At 66.0% G+C, this 13,439-nt stretch carries 12 protein-coding genes, 1 tRNA gene and 1 riboswitch; of the genes, 9 read left to right on the top strand and 4 right to left on the bottom strand.

The annotated features are described in order from the left end of the window. Positions 1–312: 312 nt before the first annotated feature. Positions 313–410, top strand: a riboswitch (SAM riboswitch). Between the two features lie 53 nt (positions 411–463). Then, a tRNA-Leu gene (locus tag ACLQI9_RS23770) sits at positions 464–546 on the bottom strand. Positions 547–787: 241 nt separating this feature from the next. On the opposite strand from ACLQI9_RS23770, the gene ACLQI9_RS23765 reads away from it, so the two are divergent. The 7 genes from ACLQI9_RS23765 to pknB all read left to right on the top strand — a co-directional run bounded on the left by ACLQI9_RS23765 (position 788) and on the right by pknB (position 10,408). Next, entirely contained in the window at positions 788–2,311 is a 1,524-nt protein-coding gene (locus ACLQI9_RS23765; protein WP_442380977.1) for an FhaA domain-containing protein, read from the top strand. Positions 2,312–2,427: 116 nt separating this feature from the next. Beyond that, positions 2,428–2,895 (top strand): FHA domain-containing protein FhaB/FipA, encoded by a 468-nt coding sequence (locus tag ACLQI9_RS23760; RefSeq protein WP_442380979.1) that lies wholly within the window; start codon positions 2,428–2,430, stop codon positions 2,893–2,895. Then, positions 2,892–4,352 (top strand): protein phosphatase 2C domain-containing protein, encoded by a 1,461-nt coding sequence (locus tag ACLQI9_RS23755; protein ID WP_442380981.1) that lies wholly within the window; start codon positions 2,892–2,894, stop codon positions 4,350–4,352. Before ACLQI9_RS23760 ends, ACLQI9_RS23755 begins: the two co-directional genes overlap by 4 nt. Next, on the top strand, positions 4,349–5,752 hold the full coding sequence (locus tag ACLQI9_RS23750) for an FtsW/RodA/SpoVE family cell cycle protein (RefSeq protein WP_442380983.1): 1,404 nt from the start codon (positions 4,349–4,351) through the stop codon (positions 5,750–5,752). Before ACLQI9_RS23755 ends, ACLQI9_RS23750 begins: the two co-directional genes overlap by 4 nt. Then, positions 5,749–7,224, top strand: a complete 1,476-nt coding sequence (gene pbpA, locus ACLQI9_RS23745; RefSeq protein WP_442380984.1) for a D,D-transpeptidase PbpA — start codon at positions 5,749–5,751, stop codon at positions 7,222–7,224. The genes ACLQI9_RS23750 and pbpA overlap by 4 nt, the downstream gene beginning before the upstream one ends. After that, positions 7,221–8,531, top strand: a complete 1,311-nt coding sequence (locus ACLQI9_RS23740; protein WP_442380986.1) for a protein kinase domain-containing protein — start codon at positions 7,221–7,223, stop codon at positions 8,529–8,531. The genes pbpA and ACLQI9_RS23740 overlap by 4 nt, the downstream gene beginning before the upstream one ends. Then, a complete protein-coding gene (gene pknB / locus ACLQI9_RS23735) occupies positions 8,528–10,408 on the top strand; it encodes a serine/threonine protein kinase PknB (RefSeq protein ID WP_442380988.1) in 1,881 nt (626 codons plus the stop codon). The genes ACLQI9_RS23740 and pknB overlap by 4 nt, the downstream gene beginning before the upstream one ends. On the opposite strand, the gene ACLQI9_RS23730 is transcribed toward pknB, so the two are convergent. Then, positions 10,386–11,099 carry an aminodeoxychorismate/anthranilate synthase component II gene (locus ACLQI9_RS23730; protein ID WP_442380990.1) on the bottom strand — a complete coding sequence of 238 codons (714 nt, stop codon included), beginning with the start codon at positions 11,097–11,099 and terminating at the stop codon, positions 10,386–10,388. The genes pknB and ACLQI9_RS23730 overlap by 23 nt on opposite strands. 37 nt (positions 11,100–11,136) lie before the next feature. Then, positions 11,137–11,931, bottom strand: a complete 795-nt coding sequence (locus tag ACLQI9_RS23725) for a DUF881 domain-containing protein (RefSeq protein ID WP_442380992.1) — start codon at positions 11,929–11,931, stop codon at positions 11,137–11,139. A 79-nt stretch (positions 11,932–12,010) separates the two neighbouring features. Here ACLQI9_RS23725 and crgA point away from each other — a divergent pair, with 79 nt between their 5' ends. Both crgA and ACLQI9_RS23715 read left to right on the top strand, forming a co-directional pair. Beyond that, positions 12,011–12,292: a cell division protein CrgA gene (gene crgA / locus ACLQI9_RS23720; RefSeq protein WP_442381023.1), complete on the top strand. Its 282-nt coding sequence runs from the start codon at positions 12,011–12,013 to the stop codon at positions 12,290–12,292. A gap of 155 nt (positions 12,293–12,447) precedes the next feature. Continuing rightward, positions 12,448–12,864, top strand: a complete 417-nt coding sequence (locus tag ACLQI9_RS23715) for a PH domain-containing protein (protein WP_442380994.1) — start codon at positions 12,448–12,450, stop codon at positions 12,862–12,864. A gap of 21 nt (positions 12,865–12,885) precedes the next feature. Here ACLQI9_RS23715 and ACLQI9_RS23710 read toward each other — a convergent pair whose 3' ends face one another. Then, the gene (locus tag ACLQI9_RS23710; RefSeq protein WP_442380996.1) at positions 12,886–13,434 is read right to left on the bottom strand and encodes a peptidylprolyl isomerase; all 549 of its coding nucleotides are present in this window, start codon (positions 13,432–13,434) and stop codon (positions 12,886–12,888) included. Positions 13,435–13,439: the final 5 nt, after the last annotated feature.

Below are 13,439 nucleotides of genomic sequence, written 5' to 3'. Positions count from 1 at the left end.
CACTGATCTCAGCGACCATCCGCACCGCCCGCTCACGCAGCTCCGGCGGGTACCTCCTCGATGAACCACCTGACATGACTCCAACCCTTCCAAGAAGTGGAGTCTCCGGACATGCCGGGGCGGTTCAACATCTGCGCGCGAGTTCCAGCACTTCGTTGACGCTCTTTGCAAGTCGCGTGACAGCTGATCCACAAGTCTTGACTATTCCTCGAGAGGGTTCGACAGTGTGTCCTCGTGCCCTTAACTCGGCGGCAATCTCTTCAGCCTTGTCCGCAGGCCCCCAGCCGTCCGACCGGTCGTATACTTACTTCGCTTCACGAGATGTCGTCGCCAAGCTCCGACTGGACGGCACGCCAACCCCACGCTCGTGGGTGGCTCGGATGACGAAGCGGGATCTTGACGAGAGATTTGACGCGGCCAAAAGACCGAGTAGATCTAAGTCTGTGACCAACAGCTATTCCAGTGGGCGAAGGGGGACTTGAACCCCCACGTCCCGAAGGACACTGGCACCTGAAGCCAGCGCGTCTGCCATTCCGCCACTCGCCCTGAACAATCGGTGGAGCCTACCACTGCAGTGGCCGGCATCCCCAACTACGCTGACGGCGGACGGCGGTGCTCGCCACCGCCGAACCCAACGCTTGACCTGGCTTGATGCGATTCTCAGAATTCTGCAAGTGCCGCTGCGCTGCACAGGCCCGATACCATGCTGAAGTACGACACGCGTGATGCGACACGCCGGAGGATCGTCCGCCGTGCGGCCGCGATAGACCAGGACTGAGGCGGGCGCTTGGACACCAGCAGCCAGAAGGGGCTAGTTCAACGCATCGAGCGCAGACTTGAGGTCACCGTCGGTGATGCTTTCGCCCGGGTGTTCGGCGGATCGATCGTCCCCCAAGAAGTAGAAGCCCTGCTGCGCAGGGAGGCGGTCGACGGAATCCGCCCGCTTCAGGGCGATCGGCTTTTGGCTCCCAACGAATACATCATTACCCTCGGTATGCACGACTACCAGAAAGTGGGCGCCGACCCGGACCTCACTTCGGACGCTTTCGCTAAGCAGTTGGCGGGATACATCGGCGAACAGGGGTGGCAAACATATGGTGACGTGGTCGTCCGGTTCGAGCAGTCGGCGAACCTACATACCGGCCAGTTCCGCGCCCGCGGTGCTGTCAACCCCGATGTCGCGCCCCGCCCGACGGCCAGCGACCTCGCCCCGCCACAATCAGACCATGCGTTCAGCGCAGAACCAGGAGTACCACCGATGACTGAGAATTCGAGCTACCGCGGCGGCCAGGGGCAGGGGCGGCCCGACGACTACTACGACGAACACCACGGGCATCCGCAAGACGACCCGCGCGGTGGTCAGGATCCCCGGGGTGCCTATCCGCCGGAACCGGGCGGCTACCCCGACCAGCCCGGTTATCCGGCCGCGCCACCCGACCAGGGTGGCTACCCGGCGCAAGGCGGCTACCCCGACCAACGCGGCTACCCCGAGCAAGGCGGCTACCAAGAACAGGGTCGCTACCCCGACCAACGCGGCTACCCGGAGCAAGGCGGGTACCCCGACCAGCGCGGCTACCCCGAGCCAGGGGGATACCCGGAGCAAGGCGGCTACCCCGACCAGCGCGGCTACCCGCAGCACGAACAGCGGCCGGCCGGCGGTTACGGCGGCGGCCAAGGTTATGACGCCGGCTACCGCCAGGGCGGCTATGACCAACCCGGCGGCCAGGGATACGGCGAGTACGCCGACTACGGCCGCGGACCGGCCCGCCACGACGAGGGTGGCTACGGCGCACCCGACCAACGATCACCCTATCCCGAGCAGGGCGGCGGCTACGAGCAGGGCTACGCCGGTGGCCCTGGGTACGGCCGACAGGACTACGCCCAACAGCCCGACTACGGCCGTTACGGCGAGGCCCCCGGCCAGACCTACGGCGGTGGATACCCCGAGCAGGCCGGGCGCGACTACGACTACGGCCAGTCCGCCGACGCCGGCGGCTATGGACAGGGCGGTTACTCGTCCTCCGGGACCGCGGTCACTTTGCAGCTCGATGACGGCAGTGGACGCACCTACCAGTTGCGCGAAGGCGCCAACATCATCGGCCGCGGCCAGGACGCCCAGTTCCGGCTGCCGGACACCGGTGTGTCGCGCCGCCATCTGGAGATCCGTTGGGACGGCCACGTCGCCTTACTGTCGGACCTCAACTCCACCAATGGCACCACCGTCAACAACGCGCCTGTGCAGGAATGGCAGTTGGCCGACGGCGACGTGATCCGGCTTGGCCACTCTGAGATCGTCGTCCACATCCATTGAGCCGGTAGGTAGCGGAGCTACCCAGCTTCACCCCGCATCGACCGCCGTCCAAGTATCGTGACGTTGCCATATCCGGTCACGCGAAGCGTGCGGCGCCAGGACGGAGGGGACGCCAGATGCAGGGACTAGTGCTGCAGCTGACGCGCGCCGGGTTCTTGATGCTGTTGTGGCTGTTCATCTGGTCGGTGCTGAGAATCCTGCGGACTGACATCTACGCTCCGACGGGCGCGGTGATGGTGCGGCGCGGTTTGACGTTGCGGCGCACACTATTGCCGTCGCGACAGCGCTTAACCGCCGCGCGCTACCTGGTCGTGACCGAGGGGGCGTTGGTCGGTGCTCGTATCACCCTCAGCGGCCAACCGGTGCTGATCGGGCGCGCCGACGACTCCACTCTGGTACTGACCGACGACTACGCCTCGACGCGGCACGCGCGGCTTTCCCAGCGCGGCACGGAATGGTACGTCGAAGATCTAGGATCGACCAACGGCACATACCTTGACAGGGCAAAGGTGACGACCGCGGTACGGGTTCCCATTGGCACGCCGGTTCGTATCGGCAAGACAGTAATTGAGCTGCGCCCGTGACTTTGGTCTTGCGTTATGCGGCCCGGAGCGACGTCGGCTTGGTGCGCTCCAACAACGAAGACTCGGTGTACGCCGGCGCGCGGTTGCTGGCACTGGCCGACGGCATGGGCGGGCACGCCGCCGGAGAAGTCGCTTCCCAGTTGGTAATTGCCGCATTGGCCCACCTCGACGACGACGAACCCGGCGGCGACCTGCTGGCCAAGCTCGACGCGGCGATACGTTCCGGCAACTCCGCCATCGCCGCACAGGTCGAGATGGAACCCGACCTCGAGGGGATGGGCACTACACTCACCGCAATCCTGTTCGCGGGCAACCGTCTTGGGTTGGCGCACATTGGCGATTCGCGCGGCTATCTGCTGCGCGACGGCGAGCTCACCCAGATCACCAAGGACGACACGTTCGTCCAGACCTTGGTTGACGAAGGGCGGATCACCCGGGAAGAGGCACACAGCCACCCGCAGCGTTCGTTGATCATGCGGGCGCTCACCGGTCATGAGGTCGAGCCCACCCTGACCATGCGGGAAGTACGCACCGGTGATCGCTACCTGCTGTGCTCGGACGGCCTCTCCGACCCGGTCAGCGACGAAACCATCCTCGACGCCCTGCAGATTCCCGATGTCACCGATAGCGCCGACCGCCTTATCGAATTGGCGCTGCGCGGTGGCGGCCCCGACAACGTCACCGTGGTGGTCGCCGACGTCGTCGACTACGACTACGGCCCGACCCAACCGATCATCGCGGGCGCGGTATCCGGCGAAGACGACCAACTGACCCTGACCCGCCCCAACACCGCAGCAGGCCGCGCCTCGGCCATCAGTCCGCGCAAGAATGCCGTCAAACGCGTTCTGCCGCAAGTCGATACCTTCACCCCGCCGCGGCGGTCGCGACGGCGGATCGCGATCGGCGCCGCGCTCATCGTCTTGCTGGTGCTCGCAGCGCTGGCCATCGGCCGAACCATCATCCGCAATTACTACTATGTCGCCGAATACGGCGGCGCCGTGTCCATCATGCAAGGCATCCAGGTGTCCATCCTGGGAGTGCCGCTGCACCAGCCCTATTCGCAAGGCTGCCTGAACAGCCGCAACCAGCTGTCGGTGATCCGCTACGGCCAGGCCGGCGGTAACTGCCAACCGATGAAGCTGTCCGACCTGGCCGAGTCGGCTCGTGCGCAGGTGGCCGCCGGGCTTCCGGTAGGCACGCTCGACCAGGCCGATGCACAGCTGCGCAGATTGTCGACCGAGTCGCTGCTGCCGCTCTGCCCGCCCGCGCGCGCCCAGTCGCCACCTGCGTCGACGCCACAACCGACCGCGCCCACCACGACCCAGGCGCCGGAGTCAGGCGCCAGTACCCCGGATCAACCTGCGGCAAGTCCGTCGCCGACATCGGCCGCTCCCACTGTCACAGCGCTCGCCCCACCACCACCGCAGCCGGGCACCGACTGCCGGGCGCCGACATGACCACCCAGCCGCAGCCGCCCGTCGCGGTGACACCTCCGCTGCCGAACCGGCGCAATGCCGAACTGCTGCTGCTGTGCTTCGCCGCCGTGATCACCACGGCGGCTTTCGCGATCGTGCAGGCCGACCAGGAACGCGGCTTGAACTGGCAGCTGATCAATTACGCCGTAGGGTTTTTGGCGGTGTTCGCATGCGCCCACCTGGCCATCAGACGCTTTGCGCCGTACGCGGATCCGTTGCTGCTGCCTATAGTGGCGCTGCTCAACGGTCTGGGCCTGGTGATGATTCACCGGCTTGACCTGGACGAGCGTCTCTCGGGGGCCAATGCCCGCGCAAACCCGCAAATTCTGTGGACCCTGGTGGGGGTGGGGGCTTTTGCTTTCGTGGTGATCTGGTTGAAGGACCATCGCCGACTGGCCCGCTACGGCTACATCTGTGGGCTGACCGGACTGATCATACTCGCGATTCCGGCACTGCTGCCACGGTCATTATCTGAGCAGAACGGCGCGAAGATCTGGATCAAGTTGCCGGGCTTTTCGATTCAGCCGGCTGAATTCTCCAAAATCCTTCTGCTCATTTTCTTTTCAGCGGTGCTGGTAGCCAAACGCGGTCTGTTCACCAGTGCCGGCAAGCATGTCCTGGGCATGGACCTACCGCGGCCGCGTGACCTGGCTCCGCTGCTGGCGGCCTGGGTGGCTTCGGTCGGCGTGATGGTCTTCGAAAAAGACCTGGGGACTTCGCTGCTGCTTTATGCGTCATTCCTAGTGGTCGTTTACCTTGCCACCCAGCGGTTCAGTTGGGTCGTCCTCGGCTTGGCCCTGTTCGCGCTGGGAAGTGTTGCGGCGTACTTCATTTTCGACCATGTTCGGGTTCGTGTTCAGACCTGGCTGGACCCATTCGCCGACCCGGATGGTGCCGGCTATCAGATTGTGCAGTCACTGTTCAGCTTTGCTACCGGCGGAGTGTTCGGCACCGGTCTCGGCAATGGTCAGCCAGGTACCGTGCCGGCCGCGTCGACCGATTTCATCGTCGCCGCGTTCGGCGAAGAACTCGGGCTGGTCGGGTTGGCCGGCCTGTTGATGCTCTACACGATCGTGATCATCCGCGGCATGCGGACCGCGATCGCGGTGCGGGACAGTTTCGGCAAGCTGCTGGCCGCGGGCCTGGCCTCGGCGCTCGCCGTGCAGCTGTTCATCGTCGTCGGCGGGGTGACCAACCTCATTCCGCTGACCGGGCTGACCACGCCCTGGATGTCCTACGGGGGCTCGTCGCTGTTGGCCAACTATGTGCTGCTGGCCATCCTGGTGCGCATCTCGCATTCGGCCCGGCGCCCGTTCCGCACCCGGCCGCGTAATACGTCGCCGATCGCCGGTGCCAGCACCGAGGTGATCGAGCGGGTATGAACACCTCGTTGCGCCGGATCTCGGTGACCGTGATGGCGCTGATCGTGCTGTTGCTGTTCAACGCCACCCTCACTCAGGTGTTCACCGCCGACGGGTTACGGGCCGATCCGCGCAACCAGCGGGTGCTGCTCGACGAGTATTCGCGCCAGCGCGGCCAAATCACCGCGAGCGGCCAGCTACTGGCGTATTCGGTGGCCACCGAGAGCCGCTTCCGATTCCTGCGGGTCTATCCCAACGCCGCGGTCTACGCCCCGGTCACCGGATTCTATTCGTTGCGCTATTCCAGCACCGGGCTGGAACGGGCCGAGGATCCCCTGCTGAACGGATCCGACCAACGGTTGTTCGGTCGCCGGCTGGCCGACTTCTTCACCGGCCGCGATCCGCGCGGCGGCAACGTCGATACCACCATCAACCCGCGGATCCAGCAAGCCGGTTGGGACGCCATGCAGCAGGGCTGCAACGGACCCTGCCGGGGAGCGGTTGTCGCGCTGGAGCCGTCAACCGGCAAAATCCTGGCGCTGGTGTCTACGCCGTCCTACGACCAAAACCTGCTCGCGTCGCATGACCCCGAACAGCAGTCGCAAACCTGGCAGCAACTTCGCGACGACCCGCATTCGCCGATGACCAACCGCGCCATCTCCGAGACCTATCCACCCGGTTCGACATTCAAGGTGATCACCACCGCGGCCGCGCTGCAGAACGGCGCCACCGAAGACGAACAGCTCACCGCCGCGGCGACGATTCCATTGCCGGGCAGCACCGCCACCCTGGAAAACTACGGCGGCGGCGCCTGCATCAACGCCGAAACCGTCTCGCTGCGTGAGGCGTTCGCCCGGTCGTGTAACACCGCGTTCGTCCAGTTGGGCCTGCTCACCGGCACCGACGCGCTGCGCAGCACCGCCCAGTCGTTCGGCCTCGACGACGTCCCCGACCCCATTCCTCTGCAGGTCGCCGAGTCCACCGCGGGCCCGATCGCGGACGCCGCCGCGTTGGGAATGTCGAGCATCGGCCAAAAGGACGTCGCGGTGACCCCGCTGGAGAATGCGCTGGTTGCCGCTACCATCGCCAATGCCGGCGTAACCATGCAGCCCTACCTGGTCGACAACCTGCAAGGGCCCGACCTGGCTAACATCGGCACCACCGCGCCGCATCAACGGCGCCGTGCAGTCTCCCCACAGGTCGCAGCTAAGCTAACGGAGTTGATGGTCGGCGCCGAGAACGTCACAGAGCAGAAAGGGGCGATCCCCGGCGTGCAGATCGCATCCAAGACGGGCACCGCAGAGCACGGCACCGACCCGCGCCACACGCCACCCCACGCGTGGTATATCGCCTTCGCGCCCGCACAGACCCCGAAGGTGGCGGTTGCGGTGCTGGTGGAGGACGGCGCTGACCGCTTGTCCGCAACCGGCGGTGCGCTCGCCGCACCGATCGGACGGGCCGTGATCGAGGCCGCGCTGCAGGGAGGACCATGAGCCCGCGAGTAGGTGTGACGCTGTCTGGCCGGTACCGGCTGCAGCGCCTCATCGCCACCGGCGGGATGGGCCAAGTGTGGGAGGCGGTGGACAGCCGGCTGGGGCGGCGTGTCGCGGTCAAGGTGCTCAAGAGCGAGTTCTCCTCCGACCCTGAGTTCATCGAGCGGTTTCGGTTCGAGGCACGTACCACGGCGATGCTCAATCATCCCGGGATCGCCAGCGTGCACGACTACGGGGAAACGCAGATGGACGGCGAGGGTCGCACCGCCTACCTGGTGATGGAGTTGGTCAACGGCGAGCCGCTCAACTCGGTGCTCAAGCGCACCGGCCGCCTCTCGCTGCGGCACACGCTGGACATGCTCGAGCAGACCGGGCGTGCGCTGCAAGTCGCGCACGCTGCCGGCCTGGTGCATCGCGACGTCAAGCCCGGCAACATTCTGATCACGCCCACCGGTCAGGTGAAGATCACCGACTTCGGTATCGCCAAGGCCGTCGACGCCGCTCCGGTGACCCAGACCGGCATGGTGATGGGCACCGCCCAGTACATTGCCCCGGAGCAGGCACTCGGCCACGATGCGTCTCCGGCCAGCGATGTCTACTCGCTGGGAGTGGTTGGCTACGAAGCGGTTTCGGGTAAGCGCCCGTTCACTGGTGACGGCGCGTTGACGGTGGCGATGAAGCACATCAAAGAGCCGCCCCCGCCGCTGCCGCCCGACCTGCCGCCCAACGTGCGCGAGCTCATCGAGATAACGCTGGTCAAAAACCCCGGCATGCGTTACCGCAGCGGGGGACCGTTCGCCGACGCCGTAGCCGCCGTCCGCGCCGGCCGCAGGCCGCCTCGACCCAACCAGGGGGCACCCGCCGGCCGGGCCACTCCGGCCGCCATTCCGTCGGGCGCACAGGCGCGGGCCGCCGCCACCGCGACCGGCCGGGCTCCCACCGCCCGTCGCGCCCGGCCGAGCACCGGCGGTCACCGCACGCAGCCGCCACGGCGCACCTTCTCGTCCGGTCAACGGGCGCTGCTGTGGGCCGCCGGGGTCCTGGGCGCGCTCGCGATCATCATCGCGGTCCTCATCGTCGTCAACTCGCACGACAACAACTCTCAGCAGCAACCGTCGGCACCCACCGTGACCGACACGGGGCAGCCGCCCAGCAAGCCGAGTCCATCGCCGGCGCATCCGACAAATTGGACGGATCGAGGGGTGACAGGTAATGCTGGACGGCAATGCAAGCTGCCCACACACAGACGGGCGGCCGCGCTGATCCACTACCGCGCGTTGCCGCCCCGACACGAGACACCAGAATGACGACCCCGCAACACTTGTCCGACCGCTACGAACTGGGCGAAATCCTCGGCTTCGGTGGCATGTCCGAGGTTCATTTGGCCCGGGATGTCCGGTTACACCGCGATGTGGCGGTCAAGGTGTTGCGCGCCGACCTGGCCCGCGACCCCAGCTTTTACCTGCGCTTCCGGCGAGAGGCGCAAAACGCCGCCGCACTGAACCACCCGGCGATCGTCGCGGTCTACGACACCGGCGAGGCCGAAACCGCCGCCGGCCCGCTGCCCTACATCGTGATGGAGTACGTCAACGGCGTCACTCTGCGTGACATCGTCCACACCGAAGGACCACTGCCACCCAAGCGGGCCATCGAGATCATCGCCGACGCGTGTCAGGCGCTGAACTTTTCCCACCAGCACGGCATCATCCACCGCGACGTCAAGCCGGCGAACATCATGATCAGCACCACCAACGCGGTGAAGGTGATGGACTTCGGTATCGCGCGGGCGCTCGCCGACGGCGGGAACAGCGTCACCCAGACCGCGGCGGTGATCGGCACCGCGCAATACCTTTCTCCCGAGCAGGCTCGTGGCGATTCGGTCGACGCCCGCTCCGATGTCTACTCGCTGGGCTGCGTACTCTACGAAATGCTCACCAGCGAACCACCTTTCGTCGGTGACTCACCGGTCGCGGTGGCCTACCAGCATGTCCGCGAGGATCCCGTCCCGCCGTCGCAGCGGCATGAGGGAATCTCCGCCGACCTCGACGCCGTCGTGCTCAAGGCGCTGGCCAAAAATCCCGAGAACCGCTATCAGACCGCCGCGGAGATGCGCGCCGACCTGGTCCGGGTACACAACGGCGAGCCGCCCGAGGCCCCCAAGGTTCTGACCGACGCCGAGCGCTCATCGCTGATGGCGTCGACCCATCCCAGCGACTCGGGCGGGCCGCAGACCGATCCGCTGCCCCGCCAGGAACTCGACTTCACTCGGGAACGCAGCCCCGGTTCGGTGAGCCGCTGGGTCGTCGCGGTCGCGGCGCTGGCGGTGCTGACCGTCATTGTCACCATCCTGATCAACACCTTCGGCGGCGGCACGCGCGACGTGCAGGTGCCCGACGTGCGAGGCCAGGCGTCCGCCGACGCGATCGCCGCGCTGCAAAATCACGGCTTCAAGACGCGCACCCAGCAGAAGCCCGATTCAACCGTCGAGCCCGACCACGTCATCGGCACCGACCCGGCCGCCAACGCCAAAGTGGGGGCCGGCGACCTGGTCACGGTCGACGTGTCCACCGGCCCCGAGCAACGCGAGGTGCCGGACGTGTCGTCGCTGAGCTACTCGGCCGCGGTGAAGAAACTGAAATCGGCCGGGTTCGGTCGCTTCAAGGAGGTCCAATCGCCCTCCACGCCGGAGATGAAAGACAAGGTCATCGGGACCAATCCGCCGGCCAACCAGACGTCGGCGATCACCAACGAGATCTCGGTCATCGTCGGCACGGGTCCGTCGACCAAGCAGGTTCCCGACGTCGCGGGGCAGACCGCCGACCTCGCACAGAAGAACCTCACCGTCTACGGATTCACAAAATTCAGCCAGGCCGCCGTCGACAGCCCCCGCCCGGCCGGCGATGTGATCGGGACCAATCCGCCTGCGGGAGAGACTGTTCCGCTCGATTCGGTGATCGAGATGCAGGTGTCCAAGGGCAACCAGTTCATCATGCCGGATTTGTCGGGCCTGTACTGGACCGACGCCGAGCCGCAGCTGCGCGCGCTCGGATGGACGGGCGTGCTGGTCAAGGGCGCCGACGTCGACGCGGGCGGTTCTCAGCACAACCGGGTGGTGTACCAGAGCCCGTCCGCCGGTCAGGGCGTGAACAAGGACGGCCCGATCACGCTGAAGTTCGGTCAATAGCCGACAGCGCCCGTCCGGATGACCTCGGGTCGTCGTCGTGGCGCCGCACTGTCGCCAAACTGCTCACGACTTCGTTTTCCAGGCGCCGCACCAACGCGTCGTCCCAGAGCTGGCCGCAGTAGGCCAGCCAGTTGGCCAGCATTCGATGGCCGCCTTCGGTGAGGATCGATTCCGGATGGAACTGGACCCCGTGGATGGGCAGGTCCGTGTGCCGCACGCCCATGATCACGCCACTACGGGTGCGAGCGTTCACCTCCAGCTCGGCGGGCAGGGTTTGCGGCAAGATGGTCAGCGAGTGGTACCGGGTCGCCGTGAATGGATCTGGAAGTCCCTGCAGCACACCAGTATTCGTGTGGAAGACGCTACTGGTCTTGCCGTGCAGCAACTCCGGAGCCCGATCCACGGTGGCGCCGAACGCGACACCGATGGCCTGGTGCCCCAGGCACACACCCAGTAGCGGAGTGCGGGCCACCGCGCAGGCGCGCACCAAGTCGATCGAGGCGCCCGCCCGTTCCGGTGTACCGGGCCCAGGGCTGAGCAGGATCCCGTCGACTTCGGCGGCGACCGCGGCGTGGTCGGACAACCGGGCGTCGTCGTTGCGCCATACCTGTGCCTCGACGCCCAGCTGGCCAAGGTACTGCACCAGGTTGAAGACGAAACTGTCGTAGTTGTCGACGACCAAGATCCGCATCGTGCCAGGCTACCGGGCGGCCCTACCGGCTTGCCGATCAGTAACTGACCGGGCCGGCGGGCTGGGCGAAGTGCATCCGGACCGGCTCGCTGTACCCGGGGACCCGGATATCCGTCGTGACCTGCTCGGTATAGCCGAGCCCGAACCGCACCACATATTGCTTATAGAGGGTTACCAGTGGAGCGGCGGCCAAAGCGGCCTGCATGGCCGACGCGTCACCGATGGCGGTGATCGTGTAAGGCGGGCTATAGGTCCGCCCGTTGAGAAGCAACGTGTTCCCGACACAGCGGGGCGCCGAGGTGGCGATGATGCGCTGGTCCTGCATCTGGATCGCCTCCGCGCCGACGCTCCACATCGCGTTGAGTACGGCCTGGATGTCCTGTTGGTGCACGACGAGGTCATCCGGGGACGCGTCGCGCGGGAAGCGGCCGTTGGTGTCCCGCTGCGCGTCGTTGAGGGTCACGATCAGGCCCGGCCCGTGCACCGGGTCCAGACCGGCGTCACCGGCCAGCTCGGCGGACCGGCGCAGCATGGCCGCCAGCGCGGTGTCCGACGATCGGCCGTGCGTCGAATCGATCGTGTTGGCCAGTGAATCCCGTTCGGCGTTCAACCGGTCGACGTCGGACTGTTCCTGGCGGACCAGGTCCACCAGCCGCGGCGCGTCACTGCGGCGGATCTCGCCGCCACGAGATACGCCGTGGGTAGCACCGAGCAGCAACCCGGCCAGCAGGCAGACCAGCGGAACGCCGACCCGCCACGGCGACGGGCGCGATTCGTCCCCGCGCGACCTGGCGCCACGCGCGGCGAGGAGCCGGGCGACCCGTTTGGCCATCGGCTCTCCGTTCGCTGCTGGTGGGTGCGTTAGGCTCGTCGGTGCACCTGCCGTGAATACCAGTATCTCCGAGGTACCGATGCCCAAGTCCAAGGTCCGCAAGAAAAGCGACTTCACCGTCAGCGGGGTGAGCCGTACGCCGGTCAAGGTCAAGGCCGGGCCGTCCAGCGTGTGGTTCGTTGCGTTGTTCGTCGGCCTGATGCTGATCGGCCTGATCTGGCTGATGGTGTTCCAGCTAGCTGCCACCGGCCCCGATGCACCCTCGCTGCTGAGTTGGATGGCCAACCTCGGCCCGTGGAACTACGCCGTCGCGTTTGCTTTCATGATCAGCGGCTTGTTGCTCACAATGCGCTGGCGGTAGCCGCAGTAGCCGCTGTAATGAATTCATTTTGGGTCTGCGCGGTTACTGGCCTGGCAACGTCGGACCCACCGGATCACACGCGTGTGATTCATCCCCATTGTGTATAGCGCTTGTGGATAACCCCATCGATGGTGGTAGGCCCGCCTAGGAACACCTTGCAGCAAACACAGTGGTCGCCGTCTTCACCCGGAATCGCAGCTTGCGGTACCGCCGGTGTCGTGATGGCTATCGCATGTGTGACCGTCGTCACAGACGCGCCCGGCCGGTTACTGCTCGGTATTTCCGCAGTCGGTCTGATCTTGTTTGCAAGCGCGGCGTGGCGCGCGCGTCCGAAGCTGGCAATTACCTCTGACGGTCTTCAGGTACGCGGATGGTGGCGGACGCAGCTATTACGCCGCACCGACATCAAGATCATCCGGATCACCGAATTCCGGCGGATTGGACGAAAAATCCGGTTGCTGGAAATCGACGCGGTGGACGGCCGGCTGCTGATCTTATCGCGCTGGGACCTCGGCACCGATCCGCTGGACGTGCTCGACGCGCTGACCACCGCGGGTTACGCCGGTTCCTGATCCGCCCGCAGGGCGGGGAATTCAGGAAATCGTGATCGACTCGATGACCACCGGTTCGGTTGGCCGGTCGCCGTGATCGGTGCCGGTGGTGGCGATGGTGTCGACGACTTTCTGCGAATCGGTGTCGACGACCTCACCGAAGATGGTGTGCCGCCGGTTCAGGTGGGGCGTCTCACCGACCGTGATGAAAAATTGTGACCCGTTGGTTCCCGGGCCCGCATTGGCCATCGCCAACAGGTAGGGCTTGTCGAACTGCAACTCGGGGTGGAATTCGTCGGCGAATTTGTAGCCAGGGCCGCCGCGGCCGGTCCCGGTCGGGTCGCCGCCCTGGATCATGAAGCCGCTGATCACCCGGTGAAAGATTGCGCCGTCGTAGAACGGGCCCGAGCTACCGCCCGAGGCGTTCTCGGTCGAATAGTCCTTGGTGCCTTGGGCCAGGCCGACGAAGTTGGCGACGGTCTTGGGAGCGTGGTTTCCGAACAGCGCGATCTTGATGTCGCCGCGGTTGGTGTGCAGTGTGGCAGTGGCAGTCTGAATCGGGCTGGTAGTCACGGCATCACAGTCTGCCATCACGT

The sequence above is a fragment of the Mycobacterium sp. genome, assembly GCF_052143115.1.
GTDB lineage: Bacteria > Actinomycetota > Actinomycetes > Mycobacteriales > Mycobacteriaceae > Mycobacterium.
This window is presented reverse-complemented; position numbering and strand designations above follow the sequence as displayed.